The 24,875-nt window shown below is 59.6% G+C and carries 19 protein-coding genes and 1 other RNA gene; 6 read left to right on the top strand and 14 right to left on the bottom strand.

Going from position 1 to position 24,875, the window contains the following annotated elements; genetic code table 11:
- Positions 1-45: 45 nt before the first annotated feature.
- The 3 genes from FYK55_RS01505 to FYK55_RS28880 form a co-directional block, all read right to left on the bottom strand.
- A complete protein-coding gene (locus FYK55_RS01505) occupies positions 46-1,098 on the bottom strand; it encodes a dockerin type I domain-containing protein (protein ID WP_161604247.1) in 1,053 nt (350 codons plus the stop codon).
- Between the two features lie 490 nt (positions 1,099-1,588).
- Positions 1,589-2,092 (bottom strand): hypothetical protein, encoded by a 504-nt coding sequence (locus FYK55_RS01510; protein ID WP_150074230.1) that lies wholly within the window; start codon positions 2,090-2,092, stop codon positions 1,589-1,591.
- Positions 2,093-2,330: 238 nt separating this feature from the next.
- On the bottom strand, positions 2,331-2,495 hold the full coding sequence (locus tag FYK55_RS28880) for a hypothetical protein (RefSeq protein ID WP_161604248.1): 165 nt from the start codon (positions 2,493-2,495) through the stop codon (positions 2,331-2,333).
- A gap of 263 nt (positions 2,496-2,758) precedes the next feature.
- On the opposite strand from FYK55_RS28880, the gene FYK55_RS01515 reads away from it, so the two are divergent.
- Positions 2,759-3,199 (top strand): hypothetical protein, encoded by a 441-nt coding sequence (locus FYK55_RS01515; RefSeq protein WP_161604249.1) that lies wholly within the window; start codon positions 2,759-2,761, stop codon positions 3,197-3,199.
- Positions 3,200-3,398: 199 nt separating this feature from the next.
- Positions 3,399-5,444 (top strand): beta-L-arabinofuranosidase domain-containing protein, encoded by a 2,046-nt coding sequence (locus tag FYK55_RS01520; RefSeq protein ID WP_150074232.1) that lies wholly within the window; start codon positions 3,399-3,401, stop codon positions 5,442-5,444.
- 151 nt (positions 5,445-5,595) lie between these two features.
- Here the strand turns inward: FYK55_RS01520 and FYK55_RS01525 are convergent, their stop codons facing one another.
- The 3 genes from FYK55_RS01525 to FYK55_RS01535 form a co-directional block, all read right to left on the bottom strand.
- Positions 5,596-6,783, bottom strand: coding sequence for an AI-2E family transporter (locus FYK55_RS01525; RefSeq protein ID WP_150074233.1), 1,188 nt, complete (start codon positions 6,781-6,783; stop codon positions 5,596-5,598).
- Between the two features lie 322 nt (positions 6,784-7,105).
- Complete coding sequence (locus FYK55_RS01530) at positions 7,106-8,200, bottom strand: WD40/YVTN/BNR-like repeat-containing protein (protein ID WP_201743585.1); 1,095 nt, start codon at positions 8,198-8,200, stop codon at positions 7,106-7,108.
- Positions 8,200-8,475 (bottom strand): MoaD/ThiS family protein, encoded by a 276-nt coding sequence (locus tag FYK55_RS01535; RefSeq protein WP_150074235.1) that lies wholly within the window; start codon positions 8,473-8,475, stop codon positions 8,200-8,202. The genes FYK55_RS01530 and FYK55_RS01535 overlap by 1 nt, the downstream gene beginning before the upstream one ends.
- Positions 8,476-8,627: 152 nt before the next feature.
- On the opposite strand from FYK55_RS01535, the gene FYK55_RS01540 reads away from it, so the two are divergent.
- Positions 8,628-8,921 carry a hypothetical protein gene (locus FYK55_RS01540; RefSeq protein ID WP_150074236.1) on the top strand — a complete coding sequence of 98 codons (294 nt, stop codon included), beginning with the start codon at positions 8,628-8,630 and terminating at the stop codon, positions 8,919-8,921.
- Between the two features lie 203 nt (positions 8,922-9,124).
- Here the strand turns inward: FYK55_RS01540 and FYK55_RS01545 are convergent, their stop codons facing one another.
- Complete coding sequence (locus FYK55_RS01545) at positions 9,125-12,262, bottom strand: DUF7133 domain-containing protein (protein WP_161604250.1); 3,138 nt, start codon at positions 12,260-12,262, stop codon at positions 9,125-9,127.
- Between the two features lie 167 nt (positions 12,263-12,429).
- Here FYK55_RS01545 and FYK55_RS01550 point away from each other — a divergent pair, with 167 nt between their 5' ends.
- Entirely contained in the window at positions 12,430-14,643 is a 2,214-nt protein-coding gene (locus FYK55_RS01550) for a transglutaminase family protein (protein ID WP_161604251.1), read from the top strand.
- Between the two features lie 29 nt (positions 14,644-14,672).
- Here the strand turns inward: FYK55_RS01550 and FYK55_RS01555 are convergent, their stop codons facing one another.
- The 6 genes from FYK55_RS01555 to FYK55_RS01580 all read right to left on the bottom strand — a co-directional run bounded on the left by FYK55_RS01555 (position 14,673) and on the right by FYK55_RS01580 (position 21,517).
- The gene (locus tag FYK55_RS01555; RefSeq protein WP_150074239.1) at positions 14,673-15,137 is read right to left on the bottom strand and encodes an ABA4-like family protein; all 465 of its coding nucleotides are present in this window, start codon (positions 15,135-15,137) and stop codon (positions 14,673-14,675) included.
- A gap of 21 nt (positions 15,138-15,158) precedes the next feature.
- Positions 15,159-15,545 carry a hypothetical protein gene (locus tag FYK55_RS29565; protein WP_235908337.1) on the bottom strand — a complete coding sequence of 129 codons (387 nt, stop codon included), beginning with the start codon at positions 15,543-15,545 and terminating at the stop codon, positions 15,159-15,161.
- A 298-nt stretch (positions 15,546-15,843) separates the two neighbouring features.
- On the bottom strand, positions 15,844-18,492 hold the full coding sequence (locus tag FYK55_RS01565) for an ATP-dependent Clp protease ATP-binding subunit (RefSeq protein ID WP_150074240.1): 2,649 nt from the start codon (positions 18,490-18,492) through the stop codon (positions 15,844-15,846).
- A gap of 563 nt (positions 18,493-19,055) precedes the next feature.
- Entirely contained in the window at positions 19,056-19,703 is a 648-nt protein-coding gene (locus FYK55_RS01570; protein WP_150074241.1) for a tetratricopeptide repeat protein, read from the bottom strand.
- Between the two features lie 215 nt (positions 19,704-19,918).
- Positions 19,919-20,309, bottom strand: an RNA gene (gene rnpB / locus FYK55_RS01575) — RNase P RNA component class A.
- 86 nt (positions 20,310-20,395) lie between these two features.
- Positions 20,396-21,517 carry a leucine-rich repeat domain-containing protein gene (locus tag FYK55_RS01580; RefSeq protein ID WP_150074242.1) on the bottom strand — a complete coding sequence of 374 codons (1,122 nt, stop codon included), beginning with the start codon at positions 21,515-21,517 and terminating at the stop codon, positions 20,396-20,398.
- 356 nt (positions 21,518-21,873) lie between these two features.
- On the opposite strand from FYK55_RS01580, the gene FYK55_RS01585 reads away from it, so the two are divergent.
- Complete coding sequence (locus FYK55_RS01585; RefSeq protein ID WP_150074243.1) at positions 21,874-22,488, top strand: hypothetical protein; 615 nt, start codon at positions 21,874-21,876, stop codon at positions 22,486-22,488.
- Positions 22,489-22,579: 91 nt separating this feature from the next.
- Here FYK55_RS01585 and FYK55_RS01590 read toward each other — a convergent pair whose 3' ends face one another.
- A complete protein-coding gene (locus FYK55_RS01590) occupies positions 22,580-23,674 on the bottom strand; it encodes a lipocalin-like domain-containing protein (protein WP_161604252.1) in 1,095 nt (364 codons plus the stop codon).
- Positions 23,675-24,197: 523 nt separating this feature from the next.
- Here FYK55_RS01590 and FYK55_RS01595 point away from each other — a divergent pair.
- Positions 24,198-24,662, top strand: coding sequence for a hypothetical protein (locus FYK55_RS01595; protein WP_150074245.1), 465 nt, complete (start codon positions 24,198-24,200; stop codon positions 24,660-24,662).
- The last annotated feature ends 213 nt before the right edge of the window (positions 24,663-24,875 follow it).

A 24,875-nucleotide genomic window follows, 5' to 3' on the forward strand; every position in this document is an offset into this window, starting at 1 on the left:
GACAGGAACGGAAGCGAGTCAGTTTTGAGTCGCGGCGACTTGGGGTCAGCGATTCTTTCGCCAATCGGAAAGGATCTGTGAGATCGCTGTGGCTTGAGGTTCTTGAGCCAGCGAGAGAAGTTCGCCCTCGTGCCCTTCCGATTGACGTAGGGAGGCGTCGTGCCGGTTGATGATTCTGAGCGCATCAAGAATGGTGACGCGGCCGTCGCCGGAAACGTCGTATTTGGAGACGTCCGTTGGACTGCCATTCCGGGTATGGAGGTGATCGATGATCCACTCCGCATCGGCCCCGTTGATCAGCCCGTCGTCGTTGACGTCAAATCGGTCGGTGTCCGGAACGACGGGCCTGACCGGGATCGGAGCGATTGGCTCAACAATCGATTCCACGGCGAATAAAAGATCTCCTTCTTCCAGCGATAGCAACGCGCTATCGATGCCGGAGCCGCCGTCGACCATGTCGGGACTACCATCCGCGTCGGTTCCAAGACATCCTTTCAAGGTGGAGATGGAAGCCCACTGTCCGTTCTTGTCCAAACGCGGCAGCGATTGTGTGTTGCAACCATTCCTCCCGCGACTGCTTTCCAAGATGTCGTCGCCCGCTTCGCCCCACAATGTGTCCGCTCCGCCACCGGCGATGATCCGATCGTCGCCGTTGCCGCCGTTGAGAAAATCGTTTCCCGCCGAAACCGAATGGTCGTCTCCGTAAAGCGTATCTCCACCGTCTCGGCCGAAAAGACGGTCATCGCCAGCTCCGCCCATCAGGTAGTCGTTGCCGCCGCCGCCGTCGAGAAAATCGTTTCCCTGGCCGCCCAGCACCAGATCATGGCCGGCTGATGTGACCACGACGTCATCACCGTCTCCCGCGTCGATGAAGACGTTTTGATCTCCTTCGACGACAATGGTGTCATTCCCTTGAAGGGCGTGAATCGCGATCCATGGTGAGGCGGGCAGGTGCCGGGGCGCGGCATCATTGACGCGGACCTCAATGCCCAACGAAGGGTCGTCGCTTTTGCGAACCACGATGGTGTCATTCGCGTCGGTCCCTTGAATCACCGGCGCGTCGTCCAAGTCCCAGCCCAGATTTGCGGACAACGGCATGCGTTGTTCCATTCTTTCGATGCGACAGGCTCGCGTGATGCGAGGGCGAGAATTCTCCCGAGGGCAAGCAATTCGACTGCACATGAGCCTTTCCCAAAGTCGTTACGACCGCGAGCGACGAGTCATCTTATGTGGGACCATCCCCAAAGGTTTAGCAGGAACAGCACGACGGGAAACCCAAAGACGAACAGGAGCAGGCCAAACATCAGCACAGTCAGCGGCGACTTTTGTTTCATGGCTCGGCTCTCGAGTGACTCGCCGGCCCCTGGTGGTCGATCGATCAGGTGCCGCAGCGGAGTATTCTACCTACGAATCGTCGCGAGCGTGACGAAGTTGGCGGGGTAGCAGCAGAATTGTGTGTCGACACGGTTGCAGCGATCGTCGATCGGTGCATCGCCTTCGACCGTCGGAATCTGAGAATCGGATTTGAACCAACCAGGGCCATGCGAAGCGTCGTGTCACACGCCGCATGACATCGATCGACGATCCGTCACGATTGGTCCGATTCTCGATTCAGCTTGTCCAATTCGTCTTTTTCGGACTCGCTGAAGAACAGCGTCAGGAAGGGCAGGTTCATCAAAACCGCGATCAAAAACCCGCATGCCGCCACCCCTCCGACAAACTCCCAGTCGAACAAAGCGGAGGCGACAAGAAGCATCCCCACCGCGATGGCCAACAGGCATTTGAAAACGGTGATGATGCCAACCGTTTGCACATCAATTTCCCATTCTTCGCCACTCAACTCTGACTGGCCCGGTCGTCGCAGATTCTCGGCGCGCGAACGGGTTTCCAGGTAGTTGACGATCGCCAGCACGGTGTACAAGACGGGGACGGCGATCGCGGGGAGATAGGCCGCCTGGCGGTAAAACGCCAAACAGCCGATCGTCGCGATCAAGGCGATCACCAAGAGGACACGTACCGCTGTTTGAAAGTGACGGGAGGCCACGTGGGCATCGGACTCAACCGTCAGGGGATGGTGTGCGTGGCTGCTCATCTCAGGCCTCCGGTAGAACGAGTGAGCGAGAAAGATGCAAAGGCTGTACCTATCCCGTCAGGGTCTCGCTAAGACCTGCGGAGTCCCAGGTCCAAGTGTGAAATGCCGCCCCTGTGCTGCCAGGCGCCGATGCGGTTCAAATTCAAGGGCGTGGAAGCTGCCCAGAGAATTTGAACCGCCTAGCCGGGAGCTTCCCCGGTGGCGTGACAAATCGAAGCGCTGGCCCGTGCGTCGCCCATCACGGCATCAGGCTCCAAACGAATCGAGCGGTCAGGCCGGCGATGATTGCGGCCATCACCCAAGCCAAAAACATTTGGGCGATCAGAATTCGAAACCGCCCGCCGGTATCCTCGGCACGAGGTGGTGGAGTGTCATCGAGGGTGGGCGGGCGGAACGGATTCATGGCCAACAATCGTGTGATTCGTGTTGCAATTGGCTGCGATGTCGAGGCAGGGAACGCACGAGAGGATGTTGCGGTTGCCGCGCACTGGCAGCGTTTATCCCGAATCAGGGACAGCCAGGGATCAGTTTAACGCGATGGGATGCCCCGCCATCAAAAACAATCGCAGGGAAGCGGTAGGATGGTGCGTCCCAAGGCAGCTCGATCCACTGTCCCTGCACTTCGCGATCGAGCGAATCTTATCCCCGTAAGCGATCACCTCGAGCATGCGCCAACCTCGATTCCGTTTTCGATTGTCGACCGTGATTCTTGTCGTGACCTTGATCGCAGTTGTTTGTGGATGGTGGCATGATCGAAATCGTTTGAATCGAGAATCGGCAGCACTCGCGGAGTTTGCCTATCGCGTGAATTCTCGGGCCTACTTGGACAATTGGAATCGCACGCATGGGGGATTCCTTCCGCAAGAAATGCTGGCGCAATTTCAGCGTCAGGGAACCGCATTGGACCTCCGATACACCGCCGATCGATCCGAGATGGTCCGTCGATTGAGACACGGGGATCTGGATTTCCTGGTCCGCACGTCGAACGAAAAGATCGTTAGCGGTATCGGCGGGGCTGGTTGGATTCACGGAACACTGCAGGACCTGGAGGGCTATCGTCCGCCCGCGACGGCAGACTTCGAGGGCAATCCAGAAGCGGAGGATTGAGTCCGCAAGCGGGCGGTCGAATGATTCAACCGTGGCCATTCGTTGGATTCATGCGAGGGCGAATGCTAAGCTTGTTTCCCGACAACAGACCGGTATTGGGTAAGAAGAGGGTGTGTTGTTTGCGGGGCTCTCTCGCTTCCCGTGATGCAAGTTCACCGGATCTGTGCACAGTGAATCCCGCCATTTGGTCTGACTAGCAATGGTTTTCGACATCTCAAGCTTTGCTTTCCGCGGACGCTGGTTCGCCCTCGCCATTTTGCCGCTTTGGTTTAGTGGGGGATCGCTGTCAGCGGAAGGGCCTCCGTCTGGCAAGCCGGCGGTCGCATCCGAGGTAACGCAACGGATCGAACCAAAGGCCGAATTCTTTGGAATCGCCGACGTGCGACTGCTGGACGGACCCTTTCAAGAGGCCCAACGCGTCGATCACCAGTACCTGCTGGCGCTGGAGGCCGATCGGATGTTGTCGAATCTGCGCCAATTCGCGGGACTGAAACCGTTGGCGCCGCCGTATGGAGGCTGGGACACGGAAGGTGCCGGGTCGATCGGTCACTACCTGAGTGCTCTGATTCAGATGCATTTGGCCACCGGCGACCCACGATTGAAGGAACGGTCCGATTACGTCGTCTCACAAATGGCTCTTTGTCAGGAACACTCCGGTGGTGGGGCGTTGTACACGCACGCTTTCGATCGTGATCGCTGGTTTCCAGCTTTGCGAGAGGGTCGGCTGATCCGAACCAATGTTTCCGCCTGGTACGTGACTCACAAAACCATGGCGGGATTGCGCGACGCGTGGCTGCTGGGCGGGAATCAGCAAGCCGGAACAACGCTCATCGAACTATGCGACTGGGCGATCGACGTGACTCGCGAAATGTCGCCCGAAACGTGGCAGGACATGATGTCCATGGGGATCTCGGAATTCGGTGCTCCGCATGAGATTCTGGCTGATGTTTATCACCAGACCGGCGAGGAGAAGTATCTGAGTCTGGCGCAAAAGTTTCACCAGCAGCCGTTGGTGGAGGCGTTGGCCGACGGGAATGTTTCCGTGATCAATGAGACGCACGCCAATGCGGCAATCGTCAAGTTCGTCGGCTACCAGCGTTTGTTCGACTTGACCGGCGATGAGCGATATGGCGCGGCAAGCAGAAATTTTTTCACGGACGTTGTGCAACGTCGGACTTGGAGTTTGGGAGGGAATTCGCAGTGGGAGCATTTCTTCAAGCCGCGCGAGTTCGAACAGCAGGTTTGTGAACTGTGCGGCCCAGAGACGTGCAATACCTACAACATGCTCAAGCTGGCAAAACGACTGTATCGGCACGATCCGAAGTCACATTATTGTGACTACATCGAACGAGCCCTTTACAACCACGTGCTGGCGTCCCAAGCCCCCGAACCGGGGCGATTTGCGTACTACACGTCGCAGCGGCCGGGGCACTATCGCGTGTTTTCATCTCCGCATGATTCGTTCTGGTGCTGTGTGGGAACGGGGATGGAAAACCACGGCAAGTACGGCGGTTTCGTTTACGCACATGATGCCGATTTCGAATCGCTGTACGTGAATTTGTTCATGGCATCGGAGTTGAAATGCGATGCATTGGGGCTGCAACTGCGTCAGCAAACCGACTTTCCCCATGAATCGACAACTCGCCTGGTGTTGCAATTGAAGCAGCCGCGGGAGTTCAGTTTGTGTCTTCGCCGGCCGCCCTGGCTGGATGGCGAATGGGACTGCCTGGTGAACGGAGCCTCCATCAACGGCGGTGGGCAGCCCGACTCGTATCTGAAAATGCACCGTCGATGGGAGGATGGGGATACGATCGATTTGACTTTGCCCATGGGCGTCCGTGTCGAGCGGTTGCCCGCCAGCAATCGGTACGTTTCGTTTTTCTACGGACCGGTGTTGCTGGCCGGGGCTGTCGGCACAGATGGCCTGCAGCCGAGCGACTTTCGCAGCGGGAGCGGAGCCAGTATTGCATCCAACCAAAGTCAATTGGCCGAAAAGGTGTTGCCGAGCCCTCGGTTGCCGCGATTCCAGGGGATGGAAACTGGTTCTGCTGCGAATGAGTCGGAAACAAGCCAATGGAGACCAAGGATGGAAAAGGTTTCCGATGTGCCGTTGCGTTTCAAATTGGCAGGATCGCAGGAAACCGATGTTCGAGAGATCTTGCCCTTTTATGAAACCTTTTTTGAGCGTTATGTGGTGCAGTGGCCGTTGGACGGGAAGGTTGATCCGCCGCGCAAGAAAGATTGAGTGGGGCTCTTGCGTGGATGCCAACGTGGCCAGGAGTTGACACTGTCTGTCGTCCCTTCGGGACTAGGAATCTTGAAGAAGCTGCCCACCGGTGGTGCCACCCCGCAAGATCCAGCCCCGGAGGCGCGACAGCCGACGCAGCGGGGCGTGGTCACTCCGCCGTTTCCGGCGGCTCGGGGGCGCCTCCGCTGAGCACCGCCGAGATGGGGGCCATCGCTTCCAGACGTTCGCTAATCATCGTGACCGCGATCAAGATCGGGACGGCCAGAAAGACGCCCATCATCCCCCACATCCATCCCCAAAGCACGATGGATAGAAAAACCAGCACGCTGCTGAGCCGCATGGACTTGCCCAGCAAGGATGGCGTGATGAACTGACCTTCCAGGGTTGTGAGTGCCATGTACGTTCCGGCGACCAAGAATGCGTAGGAGGGTTCAAAATTGACCAGGGCGACAAAGAAAGCCAGGATCACGCCGCACACCGCCCCGACGATGGGGATGAAGTTCAACAGGGCTCCCGCGACGCCCCAAAGCACGGGGGATGGCATGCCCAACAGCCACATGGCGGTACCGATGGCACAACCCAGGGCGATGTTGATTGCGGTGACCCACGCCAGATAGTGGCTCAACCCGTCCTGCACGCTGTTCAGAATCTCGATGAATTGTCGTTTGGAACGAAAGGTGGGAAGGCTTCGCAGCAAGTTTTCGATCAATTGCTCTCCCGCTGCCGTTAGGAAATAAAACAACACGATCGCAATCGACATGAAGGAGACAAAGTTTCCGGTGCCGGCGATCAAAGGCGACGAGGTCGTCCAGGCGGGTTGCTTGACCACTACGGGAACCGGTTTGTCCTCCGTTTCCTCCATCTCTTCCTCAGTGGCTTCGGTGATGTTCTCGGTGGCCTCATTGACGGTCTCCAGCCGGTCAAAAATGAAGCTCAGTTTTTTCTTCGCGTCTCCGAGTGATTGAGGGACGTCTGCCATCATTTCTTTGGCCGGCCCGGAGAGCATGTAGGATCCGCCGCCGATCAGCAGGGCCAGGCCGACGACAATCACGGCGGCCGAAACCGGCGGCGGGACTCCCAATCGCTGGGCCGCCCGGACCAGCGGTCGGACGGTCAGGTAGGCAAACGTCGCCACGGCAATGGGGACGAACAGGTTGCGACCGATGTACAACGTGTAGGCGACCAACAGGATGCCGCACAGCCAAATCCCAGCGGCGATCCACCCCAGACGCATCGATTGTTTTTCCATCGCCGTGACGTACTTCAACGTGATCGGCGAGACATTCAGGCGGTTGTACCGCTCACGCGGCGTTTCGTTCGGTTCAGGTTCTGCCATCAAGGGTTCCTTCGGTCACCGACACCTTCCCGCGGGCACTGCCGGTTCATTCACACGCCTATTCCAAGACCACGACGAACGACTCGCCGGACCGTCGCGGATGTTCCTGCAGACGGGATCATCCGGTCAAGCCGACGCGGACCGGAATCTTGGATTCGCACCGGTAAGCGGCCTGGAGCGTCCGATCGATCCCCGCTCGACTGCAGAATTCGTACCGTACTTCGCGAATCGACGGCAGTTCGGTCGAATTGCCTTTGCGAGAGGCAAACCGCTACTCGGACGCAGATTCCGGATGTCCGTTCAGGCTCAGGTGGCGGCCGGGTTAGGCGACCGCGACTTTGACGACGTTGATCGGTGGGAGCGCATCAAACACGCAGTTCCAGCTTTCGCCGGCATCGCGGCCGACATACAGTTTTCCGGTCGTGGTCCCAAAGTACAGGGCCGGACTGGGCAGATCATCGACACACATTGCGTCGCGCAACACGGTGAAGTAGCTGTCCTTCTCCGGCAGTCCGGTGCGAAGCGGATTCCAACTCGCACCGCCATTTTGGCTTCGCCACACGGCCGGCTTGCCGCCGGGGCAGGTTCGCGTCATCGGTTCCAGCGGCACCACATAAACGGTGTCCGCGTCATGGGGGTGCACGACGATCGGGAATCCGAAATCCGAAGGCAGCCCGTCGGCGATCGAATGCCAGGTTTGGCCGTGATCGTCGCTCCGCAAGACACCAATCCCGGGACGATCTTCCCATCCGCCGTGGTTTTGCATGTACAGCCTTCCTGGAACGTCTGGATGGCCCGCAATCTTGTGCACGCACTGTCCAAACTCCGGGTAAGGATCCGGGACAAATCCCGCGCCGACGCCGCGGTTGGAAGCGGTAAATGCTTTTCCACCGTCTTCGCTGACGTAGTGCCCTCCGGTAGAGATTCCGACGTGGATCCGATCGCCATCGGTGAGAATCGTGTGCAGACAGAGTCCGCCGTTGCCAGGTTGCCAGTGAGGCGTGTGTTCGTGATTGCTGATCCCAGAGACCAATTCCCAAGATTCGCCGGCGTCTTCGCTGTGAAACAATGCGGCGGGTTCGACGCCACACCACAGTTCACGTGAATCCTGTCCCCGCTCAATGGACCAGATGTTGGCAATGGCGCGTCCGTCAGCTTCCGGGAATGCGGGGGCAGATTGCGTCTCCTTAAAGCTTTTACCGCCGTCGTCGGAACGCAACAGTTTCATGCCAAAAAACGCATTGCAACTGGAGGCATAGATTTGCTTGGGCTGGTCGCGATCAATGAGCGCGGAATAGACCGAGACGCCGGCACCGAAAGGTCCTGACAGCGAAAACCGTTCCCGGTTGGACGTGGACTCCGCAACGAACAGTCCTTTTTTTGTCCCGATGCAGAGACGCACGCGATCTGGCATCATCACCCTCCGGAAACGGCTTGGAAGATATGGACGACATCGCCTTCGGTCAGCGACACGGACGATGGATTCTTGTCGGTCATGAGCGACGAATTGTGAAACAAGTTCACGTGACGGCGGACGTGACCTGTTTCATCACAAATGCTGTGGTGCAACTCGGGAAACCGAACGCGAAGGACTTCAAAAAGCTCTCCCAGACTGGCCGCCGGGATCCGCAATTCGGCGGGAACGCCGCAACGCGATTGCAGTACACTCGGAATTTCAACGACCACGTTCATGGAAATCGTTTCGGATCCGCAACAAAAAGGGAAAGACCGGGACAGCGAACGATCCGGTAGAACGCGTCATGTTAGCGTGCCCCGACTCATCTCTGATTCGTTTCCAACAGAAAAGGCTGCGATTTCTTTCACTGATTGGATAGGGGAATGTCTTGCGGTACGGAATTCAGACGCTGTTGATCGTGACGTTGGGCTTTGCCCTGGTCTTTGCACTGTTCGATGTGTGGCCGTTGCTGGTGTACCTGCTCTATCTGGTGAGCGTCCTGAACACCGTCATGCTGCCGTTCGTTCTGATCGTCATCGGCCTCGCTGCGCCACAGCGAGGGACGTCGCTGGACGTCCAGTCGATTCCGGCGTTTGTGACGTTGGGTCGAATCTGGTGCGTGAGTGCTTGTTTGTGGGTGTTGTTGTCGCTCGTTCTGTCATGGGTGCCGATCGGGATCTAACTGGACAGCGGTACTTTCAATCAAAAACACGGCGAGTTGCAGTGCAATGAGCGGCAAGGCGTTAGCCGCCGGTTGATGCGAGAAGATCCGCGGCCAGCGCCACACGCCTCACTCAACCTGGCACTGTCAAGCGAGTTGAATTGGCCGCGGCATTGGTTGCTGAACCATCGACTCTCGGTGAAGTCTTCCCTGCATGGACAGGTTCACTTCGCGGATTCCAGCAGCGCGATCAGGTCGGCCAATTCTTGCTGCGTCAGTAATTCACCCAGTCCCGATGGCATCACGGAGGTCTCGCTGGGGGATTCCAGTTCGATTTGATCGCGCGGCAAGGTGAGGGTGCGGTCGGCATTGATCTGCAGGGTCAACATGCCACCGGATCGATCTCGAATCAGACCGTTGTGGACATTGCCGTCAACCGTCAGCAGACGTGTCGATTGGTAGCTCTGTTCCAGCCGGGCGCTGGGAAACAGAATCGCCTCCAAAAGCGCTTCCCGCGTTCGGCTGCGACCGATGCGGGTCAGTTCCGGTCCCACATCCTTCCCGAGGTATCCCATTTTGTGACAGGCGCTGCACGCGGCTTTGTTGCCACGAAAGATTTGCAGGCCTCGGACGGGATCTCCCGGCCCCAGGTCGGAGAGGACCTTGGTGACGGCGGTGCGGATGTCGGCCGGAGCCTGAATCAATTCGCGCCCCACACGCTCGGCCCGCTGACGGATCGATGGCGAAGCTTGTTTGAATTGCTGTTGCAGGAAACCTTCGGGAAGGGTGCGGGCCGAACGGATCGAAGTCAGGCTCTGAAGCAATTGTTGGTCCAGGGACGAATCTCCGGAGCGATGGATCGTTTCGATCGCAGTCATCAAGTGACGCGGTGTCACTTCCGGCAGCGATTGCAGCAATTGGCTCGCTCCAGGCTGGCTTAGCGTGGTTCGGTGCAGGACTTTTGCGGCCAGAAAGGCTTGTTCGGCGTCCCGCGAGACGAATGCCTGGACCACTGCGGATTCCAGGTCGGAGTCGTCGATCGCCGAGCCCTGGGGCATCGGGCTCAACCAGGTCAGCTGATCTACAATCTCAGGCACTCGCAACGCTTGTTGTTGCAAACATTTCGACAGCAGATTGCGGTGGGGGCCAAAACTGATTTCGCCCAGCTGGTCCAAAAGTTCCTGGTGAATGGTCTCGGTTGCCTGCGTCAGCCAAGTTGTGATCGCCGTGGCGGTCTCGCGGTCCGGCGGCTGCGAAACAATTTTCGCGAGGTTGGTTGCCAGGAACCGTTGTTGACTCTCTGGAAGTTCGGCTGCTCGGCCGAGCCAGCTGCCGACCAGCGTCTTGATCTCCGGCGTGTCCTTCCAACTGGACACCAGCGTGTGCAAGGTCGACGCGGCGGGCTGAGAGTCCGGAATGGTCCGCCACAGTTCTGTGCAATTCTCCATCGCCGCGGCTGCGGCTGCGGGATCGTCGGCCAGGATTTGCGTTGCAATCGATCGCAGGGCAGCGTGGTCGCTGCGGAGCGCGGAAAGCAGTGTGGCGGTGTCCAGCTGGTTTGCTCGATCAAGTTGTTGAAGGACAGTCAACGCCGCGACCTGTTTCGTGTCCGTATCGGCGTATCGCATCCAGGCAATCGCGGGATCGCGACGTCCGGTTTGAATCAGCGCGTCCAGCGCGGCATGTTCCAGATGGCGGTCTCCCTGCGCAGATTGAAAAGCACCTAGCAGCAGATCGACCGCGTTCGCATCGGCCACTCGGCCGACAGCTTCGAGGGCGCATCGACGTACCAGGGCCGACGGATGGTCCATCAGGATTTGCAGCTTCGGCTCCGGAATCGACACGCGGCGAATCGCCAGTGCATGCAGGGCGGTTTGGACGATTCCCGGATCGGCATCGGTAAGGAACTCCAGCATCGCTTCGTCGGCCGGTGCTGATTCCAGGCGGCACAGTGCCCACAGGGCCGCCTGGCGGTCGACACGGGCGCGGTCCTGGTCGGACGCGATCTGCAAAAGCCGCGGGATCACGGCCGCGTCGGCGGACGCTAACCGCAACGCAGCGTGACGGCGAACCCAGGGGCGATCGTCAAGGAGCAGGTCGACGCATTTCGCGGGAGTCAACGCTTGCCAGTCGATGCGAGAATCTGGTGCGGCGTCGCGTCTTTGGTCTTCCCGGGACAGGCGATAGATTCCCCCGGAAGCTGTTTTCTGATCGATCCGTGAAGTCGGGCAGCAGAGGTCGTACCATCCCCCGGTGTCGACCAGTAGCAGCGACCCGTCGCTGTCCTCGATCAGGTCGGTGGGGTGAAAGTCCACTCGATCGGTCCACACCAGATCCTGGTCGACCGTCTGGTAGGTGGCTCCATCCGGCTGCAGCTGATGGACGCTCAGCTTGTGGAGGTTGAACAGGGCGGCGGCCAGGACGTTCGACTCGGGCGGCACGCCCATCAGACGCTTGCATGCCGGCGACTGGGGACAGATCAATCCGCTGGGCGCCGCGGGACCCAAGTGCGTCATCGGCTGCATCAGTGGACCGGTGCGTGCCACTTCGTCGACCACGTGGTTCTGTTTGCCGAACACGGCGTTCTCAACGGCATGTCCGATCCCGTCGCGTTGCCCGTTGCCGGGGCGGACCAAAAACGTGCTGGTGAAGAATGCTTCGCCTTCCGGAGTGAATGCGACCTCCACGGGATTGTCCATCCCGCCGCTGATCACCGATTCGATCGGACCTCCGGAACGGTGCCGGCGATAGATGTGGGCCGCCGCATTGGTGACGGTTCGGCCATCGGTCAGTTCATGTGTCTGCTTGCCAAATGCTCCCTTGCACCAGTAGATCCATCCGTCCGGACCCAGGTAGGGGCCGTGCAAGTCATTGGCACAGTTGGTGACCGTCGTGCCGTCAAACCAGACCTCACGCTGTTCGCAAATGCCGTCGTCGTCCGCATCGGTCAAACGCCAAATCACCGGCGGTGCGGAGACCAGGATGTCATTGTCCAGGCAGAGCACTCCCTCCGGGAAAGCCAAGCCGGAGGCGGCGACGATCCGCCGATCAAAGACCCCGTCGTCGTCATCGTCAACCAGTCGCACGATGTGGTGCAGCCCCAACTGGTTGTGTTCTTGGATGGGCCAGCCGACACCTCCCGACTCCGCCACGACCAGTCGCCCTTGGCGATCCCAGTCGACGACGATCGGCCACTTGATCAGGGGTTCGGCGGCAACCTTTTGGATCGTCAGTCCGTCGCGGACCTGAAACTCGATTCCCCCCACCGTTTGACGCTGGGCGTTGGGCGGTTGGCCGAGCACGGTCGTCACGCAGAGCGTCCAGAGCAGCGTCGCCGGCCACACAATGTCGAGTCGATTCATGGTGCATGGGGGGAGAGGGAGAGGATGAATTCCGACTGAATATAAGCCCTGGAATCGGCGCCCGCACGCAATCAGCAACGGTTCGTCGTGTTCGGCGGTGTTCATCAGGGCTATCATGAAACGGTCCGCATTCCGCCCGATGAGAAGACTTTGTGACGCACGCCAGAATGTTTTTGTTGCCCCTGTCCGTTGTGTTGGGGATCCTTGCTGGGGATCTCGCGAGCGGGCAGGACGCTCCGGAGGACTCCGACCAAGCGTTGATCGCCCAGGTTCAACGTTCCGTCACGACCATTCGAGTGCAAGGGCGCGACGGAGAGGAAATCGGCATCGGGACGGGGTTCATGATCGACGACGAAGGATTGGTCGCGACCAACTTTCACGTGATCAATGAAGGTCGACCCTTCACCGTGCAAGCTTCCGATGGGACGATGCTGCCTGTGAAGTCCGTGGAGGCGTCGGACGTGAATTCGGATTTGGCGCTGATCCGAGTGGACGTGAGCCGGCATCCCGTTCCCGCACTGGAACTGGTCTCCGATGACCGTTCGGCGCAAGGGCTCCGGGTACTGGCGTTTGGAAATCCGCTGGGTTTGCAGAACAGTGTGGTCGAGGGCATCGTGTCGGCCCGCCGGGAAATGCAGGGAAGAGAATTGCTGCAGTTGGCGATGCCGATCGAACAGGGCAACAGCGGCGGCCCGTTGGTGGATCTTGACGGACGGGTTCACGGCATCATCAACATGAAATCGGCGATCGATGACAACCTGGGATTCGCGATCCCCGCCGCCCAATTATTGTCGCTGCAGCAACATCCGAATCCGGTGTTGATCGATCGCTGGGTGCGCCTTGCGCGGATGAATCCGCAAAGTTGGAAGTCGGTCAACGGCGCAACCTGGCAGCAACGTGGCGGGCGGATCACCGCCAGCGGGACCGGGGCAGGATTCGGCGGACGCAGTTTGTTGCTTTCACAAACAGATGTCCCAGAGCGACCGTTTGAAGTTGCCGTGATGGTGCGGTTGGACCGCGAGTCCGGGGCGGCCGGTTTGGTGTTTCACAGCGATGGGCAAGACAAACACTATGGGTTCTATCCCAGTGCCGGTCGGCTGCGGCTGACCTGTTTCCGTGGTCCCAGCGTGTTCTCGTGGCAGGTGCTCGACGAAGTTTCCTCGGAACACTATCTGCCCGGGCAGTGGAATCACTTGAAAGTCCGAATCGAAAAGGATCGTATCCTGTGTTTCGTCAATGGGCATCTGGTGATCGAGTCGGCCGATGCGCAGCTGGACCGGGGGAGCGCTGGGTTGGCAAAGTTTCGTGATACCGAAGCCGAGTTCAAACAGTTCGAGGTGGGACGCGAGCTGTCGGATCCGAGTCTGAGCGATTCGGCCAAGCAGTGGTTGGCAAAGCTGGAGGTCCCCGAGGTAGACATCGACCAAATCGGTGCCGAGCAGATTCACCAACTGGGTACGTCCGGTGACCTGGCATCGCGCGAAATCATCCGCAAGGCCAGGTTGCTAGAGAAACAGGCGGCGCGTCTGCGACAACTTGCTGATGATGTACGACGCGCTGAACCGATTGAGCAGCTCAGGCATTTGGAAGATTTAGAATCGGACCAGCGGTTGCTGCGCGGAGCGTTGCTGATTGCGAGATTGGATCATCCCGATGTGAATATCCAAGCGTATTGCGACCGGGTGGATGCCATGTCAGAAGAAATCTCCACGCGGATCGATTCGGACGCCGATGCCGTGGACAAGCGAAAGCATTTGCACCAGTACCTGTTTGAAGAAAACGGGTACCACGGCAGCCGAAGTGAATACTACCACCCGGCCAATAGCCATTTGAATCGGGTCATTGATGACCGCGAAGGGCTGCCGATCACGCTGTCAATTCTGTACATCGAACTGGCGCAGCGATTGGGAATCGACGTTCGCGGTATCGGCCTGCCGGGACACTTCATCGTGGGGCAGGTGATCGATGCCGATCGAACCGATTTGATCGACGTGTTTGACCGTGGCGAATTGCTGATGCGTGCCGACGCGGAGCGAATCGTTTTGATGCACGTCGGACGCGGGCTTCGGGAGGAGGACCTGCAGGCAAATTCGACGACGGAGATCTTGACCCGCGTGCTGAACAATCTGATCGGTATCGCCGGAAGAAATGAAGATTTGGAAGGGATGTTGCGATACAGCGATGGATTGGTCGCCCTGAATCCCGAATTGCCGGAGTATCGGCTGATGCGTGCGCAGTTGCGTGGAATGACCGGCCGCGCGGCGGCCGCGATTGATGACGTGGATTGGATGCTGGAGCATCAACCGCCGGGGGCGGATTTGGGGGCGGCAAAGCGTTTGCGGTCCGCGCTACGCAGTCGGCAGTCGTTGACAACCGATTGATGCAAGTCGCTCCGCGCGGGGCCGCTGGTTCAACCGACGGCTTGTTCATCCGATACGGTTTCGAGGGCGCCCAGCGCCAGTTGGTTGGTTACCAGAGAACGGATCGCCAGGTACACCAACAGTCCGATCGGCCCGACGAGAAAGGTTAAAAGCAGGGTGGGGACGATCCAGCGGTGGCGGAGTCCGTTGCGCTGTGAATCACGCACCTGCCAGGACCCGATGAACAGATCGAACGCCAGGTAGTGGATCCATCCGGCCAGCAGCGCCCAGCGGTTCTGGAACAGTTGGGACACTCCGTCGAGCGACGTGAATCCGCCTTCGACGTCTCCGATCGTCATGACCAGGATGACCAGGTAGACGGTTGCCAGCGCGCCGCAGGCAACAACCGGGACCAGCAACCGGGACACGATTCGGTAGCCGGGCAGGAACAGCAACAGCAACCACATGATCAAGGTGGCGTTGTTGACCCACGGAAAGAGTGCTTCGGGAGACATCCGTCACGCCGGATTGGAAGGTCAGGCGCGTTTCATCATTGCGTAGCCGACGGGGCTGTCCTTGCCGTAGGGGAAACCGGGCGGGCGTTCATCACCGATTTTCGCCTGCAGGTGTTCCAGTTTTTTTCCCACCCAGCGGACGATGCCCAGGTGCTGTTGACCGGAATCATCCCCGGTCTCGATGAATTCGTCCATGATCGAAAACTCGGGGCCGGGTTGGATCCGCAGTCGCCCTTTCTCGACAATGTTTTCGCCCATGAACTTGATGTAGCGATCACCCTCGACGCGCAACTTGGCTTTGAACAGCCAGGGCAGAAAGAAAGGTGCCTTTCCACCGTCTTGGCCCACACTGACGATCTTCCAATCGCCTTGCAGGTCATCCAGAGTTGGGGCCGGGACATTGCTCATCAGATCGTCCACCGCGAACTGGGACAGGTCGTTCAGGCCGCCGGGCCCTGGCTGTGAAAGGAGACGTTGCAGGAGTGCCGGCGGAGGTTCGCCACTTTCGCGGAGCGAAAGACGACACTGAAACGTTTCTTGAGAAGGCCCAACATAACAAATCCCCAGGCGTTCCGGTGAACGGCTGCCAGCGGAGACTGCACCGACCGCAAACGGGAGGCAGCTTTGGGGCGAGGCGCAAAGAGAAAGCCCCACGGCGAACCGTGGGGCTTTGTGATGTTGGACGTCAAGGCTGTTCAGCCGGCGATCAGCCGTCCGAATCGTTCTTGTTGTCTTCGCCGTCGCCCACCGAAGCGCTGACCGGTTCTTCCTTGTTTTCGTTCCGGCCGCGGTTCTCACCAACGAACTCCAGGCGAACGACTTTGACCTTCTTGCCATCGGGGTCGATCATCTTGCCCTCTTCGGTGACCGTCATGTCCTTGGGATCGATGGATTTCCCGTCGGAATTTTCCAGGATGCCTTTGACGACGATCGTGTCCTTGCCTTCGAAGGCGCCGCGGAGCAATTCCTCGCTAAGCGGGTCTTCGATCCGCTGCTCGATGGCGCGACGCAGCGGACGGGCTCCATAATCCAAGTCGGTACCCCGCCGGATCAGGAACTCCTTGGCCTCGTCCCGAAGTTCCAACGCCAAGCCGCGTTCGAGCAAGCGTTCGCGAACCTTGGACAATTCGAAATCGATCACTTCTTTCAAGTCGATGCGGGTCAGGTGGCGGAAGATGATGGTATCGTCCAGCCGGTTCAAGAACTCGGGGCGGAAGACCTTTTGGATCTGGTCCATCACCCGATTCTTCATCGACTCGTAGCTGGCATCCGAATCGGACCGTTGGAACCCGAAGGCGGATTCGTTCTTGATCGCTTCGGCGCCGGCGTTGGTCGTCATGATCAGGATGGTGTTTCGGAAGTCGACGTTGCGCCCGAATGAATCGGTCAGCCGACCTTCTTCCATCACCTGCAGCAGCATGTTGAAGACATCCGGGTGTGCCTTTTCGATTTCATCGAACAGGACGACCGCGTAGGGACGCCGCCGAATTTTTTCGGTCAACTGCCCACCCTCTTCGTACCCGACGAATCCGGGAGGGGCACCGATCAATCGGCTGACGTTGTGCTTCTCCATGTATTCGCTCATGTCGATATGCACCAGCGCGTCGCTGTCACCAAACATGTATTCGGCGAGCGCCTTGGCCAGCAACGTTTTCCCGACACCGGTGGGCCCGGCGAAGATGAACGAACCGGTCGGACGACGGGGATCTTTCAATCCGCTGCGGCTGCGGCGAACGGCCTTGGCGACGGCGGAAACCGCCAGATCCTGGCTGACGACGCGTTTGTGAAGTTCTTCCTCCATCTTCATCAGCCGCATGCTGTCTTCGGTCGACAGACGCGTCAGGGGGATCCCGGTCATCTTGCTGACGACTTCGGCGATGACTTCTTCGTCGACGACGCCATCGGTTTGCTGGCTCTTCTCACGCCACTCCTGGGTGATCTGGTCTTTCTTCTTGCGAAGTTTTTCGGCCTGATCACGCAGATTGGCGGCTTTTTCGAAGTCCTGGTTTGCGACCGCGTCTTCCTTTTCCTTGTTCAGCTGTTCGACTTCTTCGTCGATTTCCTTCAGATCCGGCGGACGGGTCATGGTCCGCAGACGGACGCGGGCACCGGCTTCGTCGATCACGTCGATGGCCTTGTCGGGCAGGCAGCGGGCGGTGATGTACCGCTCGCTCATCTCGACGGCTGCGACCACGGCGTCGTCGGTGATTTGCACCCGGTGGTGTTCTTCGTAACGTTCGCGAAGCCCCTTCAGGATCTCGATGGTTTCGTCCTTTCCGGTCGGCTCCACGATGATCTCTTGGAACCGTCGCGCCAGGGCGTTGTCCTTTTCGATGTACTTGCGGTACTCGTCCAACGTCGTTGCACCGATGCACTGAATTTCGCCCCGTGCCAAAGCGGGCTTGAGCACGTTGGCGGCGTCGATCGCACCTTCGGCACCACCGGCACCAACCAGGGTGTGAAGTTCGTCAATGAACAGGATGGTGTTCTTGACGCGGCGAACTTCGGTCATCACGGCCTTGATCCGTTCTTCGAACTGACCACGGTACTTGGTTCCGGCGACCATCATCGCCAGGTCCAACACGACGATCCGCTTGTCCGCCAGGATCTCCGGCACTTCGCCTTCGATCACCTTTTGGGCAAACCCTTCGACGATCGCGGTTTTCCCCACGCCCGCTTCACCCAGCAGGACCGGGTTGTTCTTGGTCCGGCGGCACAGAATTTGAATCGCACGTTCGATTTCGCGCGAGCGTCCGATGACGGGATCCAATTCGCCCTTGCGAGCTAATTCGGTCAGGTCACGCCCGAAGCTGTCCAACGCCGGCGTCTTGCTTTTGCCGCTCTTGCTGGACGAACCGCTGCTGCTGCTTTCTTCGCCGCCGCGTCCGCCGCGTTCGCCGACTTCGGCGCCTTCCAGGCCATGGCCGAGCAGGTTCAACACTTCCTCGCGCACGTCTTCCAATTTCAGACCCAAGTTCATCAACACCTGGGCGGCCACACCTTCCTGCTCGCGCAACAATCCCAGCAGGATGTGCTCGGTTCCGACGTAGCTGTGGTTCAGATTCCGAGCCTCCTCCATGGAGTACTCGATCACCTTTTTGGCACGGGGGGTTTGAGGAAGCTTGCCGACGGTCACCATCTCCGGACCGCTCTGCACCAGCTTCTCGACTTCCAGACGAATCTTGCGCAGATCCACGTCCAGGTTTTTCAGCACATTGGCCGCGACCCCGCTTCCTTCCTTCACCAACCCGAGCAGGATGTGCTCCGTGCCGATGTATTCATGGTTGAATCGTTGCGCTTCCTGGTTGGCCAATTGCATGACCTTGCGGGCGCGGTCGGTAAATCGTTCGTACATTTGATTAGTCTCGTAAACCCGGCGGGTGTTCCCAACGACAAGATCGGATGTGATTTGCCGATCGGTTGATTGTTCGGCTGTCGCCAGCAAAGGAAATCAGAGCGACCATCCTGTCGTCTTCCAACCCCGCATGGCAATCGCCCGGTGAAATTCGATTGACGGGTGATCCGGTCGGCACTCCAGCGAGGACTGCCAGTCCAAAAATCGGCCTGTCAACTTGGCGAATCTTTCGGCCCTAGTTGTTCTTTGCAAACCGTACGCCACAAGGCAAAAATCGTTGCGCAGAAAACGGAGTAAGCGACGACGGTCAGGTTGGGCGACGGACCGGACGTCGTTCATTGTTGATTCTATCGGTTTTACGAAATTGGGGGGATAGGAGTGCGGACGAATCCCGCCGGCTTTACCGCGAAACGTCGTGATCACGAACCGACAATCAGGTGTTTTGCTCGCAATACGTCCCTCCCGTCATCACTCCGATGACGTTGTCACCGAGGTGAATTTGGGCGGCAAATTCGCAACCGTCCGAGCGGTTCACTGCTCATTTGGCCGACCGCCAAGGTCGCTTAGGCTGCTGTCAAATCGGCAGCACACGAGGGGCCCTGGTCCTCGTCCCCACTGACGCGTTTTTCTGCGTCCGAATCCGCATTCGCGCTCGACTCCTGGTCCTCCACGGGACCGTGGTCCGACGTTTCCCGGTCGCGTCGGATTCTCGCCATTTCGGCCTCGATTTCAATTCGCCAGGGGTCGGCGATCTCCAGCAATCTCATTTGGTCAATCAGAGCCGCGGCGGACTCCGGCCGGCCCGTGTGACGATAGACGCCGGACAGCAGCAGCAACGCCGGCGGGTCGCGGGGCTCGATCGCGAGGACGCCCAGCAGCAGCTTTTCCGCTGCCGGCCAATCGGCTTGCAGGTAGGCTTGGTGGGCGTCCGGAAACCGATCCGGGGTCTCGCTGAGCAATCGTGGCTGCAGCAACTTGGGCAGCTCTTTGGCACTCTTGATCGTCCAGCAGATCCAGCTGATGAATACCAAGTAGCAGGCCAAGCGGACCAGCAACGGGTCCAGCCAGGTCGGATACAGAAACCGCAACACCAACAGCGAATTCAGAACGATAGCGAACCCGATCGCCAGCGGGAGCGCTGACAACCGGCCAAGCCACCAGAGCTCGCTGAGCCCGGGCCAGAGACAGGTCAGGTAATTGCGGGTGTTCATGAGCCACTTCACGGGACGCGTCAGGTGTACGGGATCGTCGGCGCCGGACGCAAGTTGAGTTGGCGCGCCAGACGAATTCGGACACTTCAGAGAGGGGACGATGCCCCCGTTTCTCACCGGCGCGGTGTCGCGGTCACCGCTTCGCGGCTGGTGGGGTTTGAGACAGCCGATTCCGTCGGCTTAGCCGAACCACGCCGAGTGGCGCGGGAAGCCGATTCACCAGAGGGCTTGTAAGCCGGGTTCTGTGACGCGCGAGCCGGGCCCGCGCGACGGCGATCATTTATCTGTGCACGACGATTGCTCGTCGCCTCAATCGCGACCTACCCGGGTGTCGTCACGAAGCGGACCGCTTCTGCACCCTGTTTGGTCTAGCTCCGGATGGGGTTTACCGAGCCGATCAAGTCACCTTGACCGCTGGTGCGCTCTTACCGCACCGTTTCACCCTTACCACGCGTCCGCGCCGAGGCGCGAACCGTTCGGCGGTCTGCTCTCTGTTGCACTAGCCCTAGCCTCGCGGCCGGTCGACGTTATCGACCATCCTGTCCTGTGGAGCCCGGACTTTCCTCCCGGCGGCCGTGGCCGCCGAGCGATCGCCCCGCCCTCTGGTGAAGCGGTCTAACAAGATTGGTGCTGCGTCCGTCCAAGTCAAGCGACCCGCGTCGTGCCGAGCGACCGCTTTTCGCCCGACGGGACTACTTGCCGGGAACATACACCAATTGGATTTCCGTGGACGGCAGTTGTTCCTGCAACGCTTGGACACCGTCCGCCGTGACGCCGGTTCGGGTGACCACCAGTTTTTCCAACTGCTTCAAATCGGCCAGTGCTGGCAGCCCGTCGTCGGTGATCGCGGTCGATCCGAGGTGCAGGAACGTCAGTCCCCGCAGCTTCCCGATGGCGGGCAGGGCGCGATCGGTCAGCTGGGTGTTGTCCAGATTCAGCCAACGCAACGAATCGGATGCGGCCAGCTGTTCGGCCCCCGCGTCACCCATGCCGGTGCTCCACAAGTTCAATTTGGAAAGCTTGGCCAGCGAGCCGAGGGGCTGGCCGGAGGCGTCCCCGACGCCCACGCACTCGCTCAGATCCAAGTCAACCAGTTGGCTGAGCCCGGCCAGTTGCTTCACGCCGGAATCAGAGAAATCGGTTGCCGCCAACCGGCATTTCTTCAGCTCCGAAAAGGTCGCCAGCGTTTCGGCCGATTCGTCCGTGATCTCCGTCCCGGCCAGATACAGCTCCACCCATTGTTTGTTTGCACCCAGCGCCGCGAACCCCGTGTCGGTGATCGGCAGGTAGTCCAGCGCCAGAACTTTCAGGTTGGGCAGTGAGGCCAACGATTGCAGGGCATCATCGCCGACTTTGGTGACGGAGTCTTTTCCGGACAACTTGATCGCTTTGAGTCGCTTCAAGCCCGCCAGCTTGGCCAAGCCCCCGTCGGTGACGGGGCACTGACGCAGATCAAGGTTTTCCAGTGTCGCGATGTTCGCGATGGATTCCAGGTGTTCGTCGGAGGCCGGAGTCCCCGCCAGAATCAAGCTGCGGAGCTTGGGAAGGTCTGCCAACTGCGAGAGGATTTCAACCGAGTCCGCGCCGCGCAAATCCACTTCGATGAAATCGCCATTCCCGTCACGTCGCGTTTCCGCAACCGCCTCGATGGCGGACAGCGGCTCCGTCGGCTTGCTCGGGTCTATCCCAACGGCGTCTTCGACCGAACGCGGTTGGCAGCCGAGCACGGCGAGCAAGACCGCCAGGAACAACCCGATCATCCGTTGCGATGCGAGCGACCATGAGGGTGCGAACGTCCGACCGCGAATCAACATTGCTCCATTCCTTTGCTGCCAGGGAAACGTCTCCGCCCATCGGCGTGAGTGTAACAGAGCGAATGCTCACCGGGGCGATGGAGTGATGGAGCGATCCATTCGATCGAGCGACGGTCACCACGGCGACAGGGCGGGGCGACCGTGGCAACGCCTGGTACCGGACGTGCGACAGCAACCTACAATCGGGAATCGGCCGCCCCTCTGCCTGCACACGCTCCGCCCGCACACCCTGCGTCGGCGTCCCCTAACCGCATGGGACACGCTGCCCGCCGGGACACGCTGCCTGTCGGTCCTCCTCCTTACCCTTCGATCCTCGCAAACCTGGATTTGCGGGAATCCGCGAATGATCGTTCACGATGAAACTTTCCTTTCTGTGTCTCGGCAACATCGATGATCCCGCCCAGGTCTCGCCGGGCTTGTACGACGAGGTCATTGCACAGTTTCAGAGCGGATGCGATCAAGGACATCAGGGGGCCGGACTCGTGGACCCCGCTGTTTGCATCGCAGCGACGATTGCGGTCGTCGCGGTGGATGCCGATCACGCGACGGACGTCGTTGAAAACCGTTTTCAGGTTCGGTTTGAGGTGGCGACGGAGGAGGTTTCGGAAGGCGGCGAGCAGCGTCAAGCGGTCGACCGAATCTTGCAACTTCTGTGCGAACTCTCCGAGCGGTTCCCGTTGAACTGGGTCGTCGGCCACGAACTGGATTCCCACCTGGGCAGCATCATTGCCGGGACGCTACAGCCTGCCTTGCTGGAGGAATTGGAGACGTCGTTTCACGTCGCCCAGCTGCTCGGTGGAATGTTGGCCGACGAGGGATGGACGGACAGGGAAGTCGCCGTCGACGAATCCGACTGTGACAACCAACCGTCGGAGTCGCTGGCCGACGACCCGAGCATCGAGTGCGAGGAACGTTGGAATGCGCTGCTGGACCCAGAGGAGACGTTCCGTCGCTTTCCCGAATGGGATTGAAGACCTTGTTCTTGCCGCGTTTGAGCAGACACGACGTGTTCCGCTGACTTTCCGGGAAAGGCTTCGCAGGCCACCGTCAGGATGACTGTCTTCAGGTTGATTGCTTTTGGAAATCCAATGACGTGGCGGGCTTTCCGTTTTTATCCAGGAGCGTCCATCGAAACGATTTGGCAGTGGTCGCCGACAGTTTGCCCGACAACGAGACGCCACCGGATTCGCTGATCACCAAAGTCTGGTCCGCAATCCGGTAGGTGCCTTTGGAGATCGCGTTCTTGCCGCTTCGAGTGTGAACCATGGTGAAGGTCTGGTCGGCATTGATGCGAATCGCCCAGGCGTCTTGGTTGGAGACTTTAGCCGACCAGGTCCCGACCAAGCTTTGCGGGTCGGTCGGCTGAGTTTGCTTCGGCAGAGTTTGCTTCGGCTGTGTGGGCTTCGTTGGGGAGGCCTTCGCGACCGCGTTGGTCGACGCAGCGTTCGACGACGCGTCGGGTTGGTTGGCGTCAACTTTCGTGATCGCATTGACCGTTGCCGCGTTCCGGTCGGCAAAACCAGACAGCTCGACGACCGCCTTGCGGATCGCGGTGACGTTCAGCTTTTGATTCGGCACCGAGACGACCAGCGACAAAGCAGAATCGGTCGCTTGCAACCGCATCCGCGGCTGCTGCGAGACGGCCGTGATCAGACGCATCAACGGTTGGCCATCGACCGGTTGGGATGGGGCGCGGTTGGCGAGGGGCAATCGCACGCGGACGCGGCCCGCTTCGGCATCGACGGTCAGTTCCATTAACTCGTCTTTGCCCGCAGCTGTCGTGACACCGGCTTGTTCCCCGGCTTCCTGGTCCTGGGAAACCGTCGTCGTCGCGTCGTTGAATGCTTGCAAGCTGACGAACACGGATTGCGATTTGACTTCGCAGCGGATGCCGCCGTCGGTCAGCAAACGTGACAGCGAGACGACTCCCAGGACCGTGCCGCGATCTTCGGTCAGCTTGGTGGTGGTCGCCGAGGCGGAGACCACGTCGGACATTTTGATCTCGCTGAGCAAGTCCCCGGGGACGCCATCGGCGGCCGTGGCCAGCGGGGAGGCGAGGCCCCACGTGGCGGAGGCCAAAAGCAGCAACGCGGCGGGGAGCCGTCCGGATGAGACACTTTGGGGGAGCCGACCGGGACGATGACCAGAAAAACACATGTTTCGATGCTCGCGGAAAAGGAATCGCGGACCAATGGAGTGGGTTCTGACCTGCCAAGCGGCAGCCGGTAGCCGATGTGACAGGCGAAAAGAAAAAATCGCAGCCCGCCGCGGCCAGCGGCAACGCATGACCGGGGCAGCGCGTGATTCCTCCAATCAACGAAATTTTCGTCACGTCCTGCCATCGCGGGGGCCGATGTCAGGGAGGCTGTGACACAACGGCGCTTGCTGTCTACGTCGAGCAGCCTACACTTAAGTGGCGTTGCCTGAGAAAGGCCTCGCCCGCTTCGGTCTTTCCAATTCGGCAGAGGGATCATTTTTAGGGTTCGCCTAAGTCACTCAACGGCAAGTGCAGTAGCACGCTTAGACTTACGCGTTTCTCCCAGCGGCTCCATTTTGCCGCCGACGGATCGAAGCAACTGCCGGCCGACGGATCTCCGGATTTGTCGTCCGGCTTTTTTTTTACCTTTCACGAGTGATCTTCATGGGGCGATGGAGACCGACGTCCTGCGGACCTTGATCCATGAGCTCGGTGGAACCGAATGTCGTTCACGTCGCCCCCTCGATGCGGCTGTCCCGCCTCGGGTTGATCGTCGCATTCGCCGTGATGATTGCGGCGGGACTCGCGGTGTACGCGCTGTTTCCGGCCAGCGTCGGGGGGCCGTCGCTACCGGTTGCCGTTTCGATTGATCGCGACGCGGTCACGATGCCCGGCGGACAGGGAGCCGTCCTGACGCCCGTGGTGCGGGTAACCAATCAGGCCGATTTTCCCCTCGGACGCCTGACGATTGAATTGAACGGTCAATACCTGCTGATGCAGGCCAGCCCGCTGCCCGCCGGTGAATCGATCGTGCTGCCCCAAGAAATCTTCACCGACAAGCGGAGCAGTCAGCGATTCAATCCCGGCCGCTATCGCGTGGAAGAGGTGGTGGTGACCGGCCAGTTGCCCAGCAACGCCCGCGGGGTCTCCAAGTTCGAATTTGAGTGACGCCATTTAATCGACGCGGAAACGCTGCAGCGAGAAACGGACCATCCACGGATCACTTCACCCTCCCTCTGGGAGGGTCAAAGGCGAGGCACGAGCCTTTGGGGAGGGCGTCTTCCAAAACCAGCTGAAATCAATCGCGCCGTCCGCGACCCTCCCCGCGTCGTCGCAAGCTCCTCCGCGACCCTCCCAGAGGGAGGGTGAAATAAACGGCGT

The organism is Roseiconus nitratireducens (assembly GCF_008629675.1).
Taxonomy (GTDB): Bacteria; Planctomycetota; Planctomycetia; order Pirellulales; family Pirellulaceae; genus Stieleria; species Stieleria nitratireducens.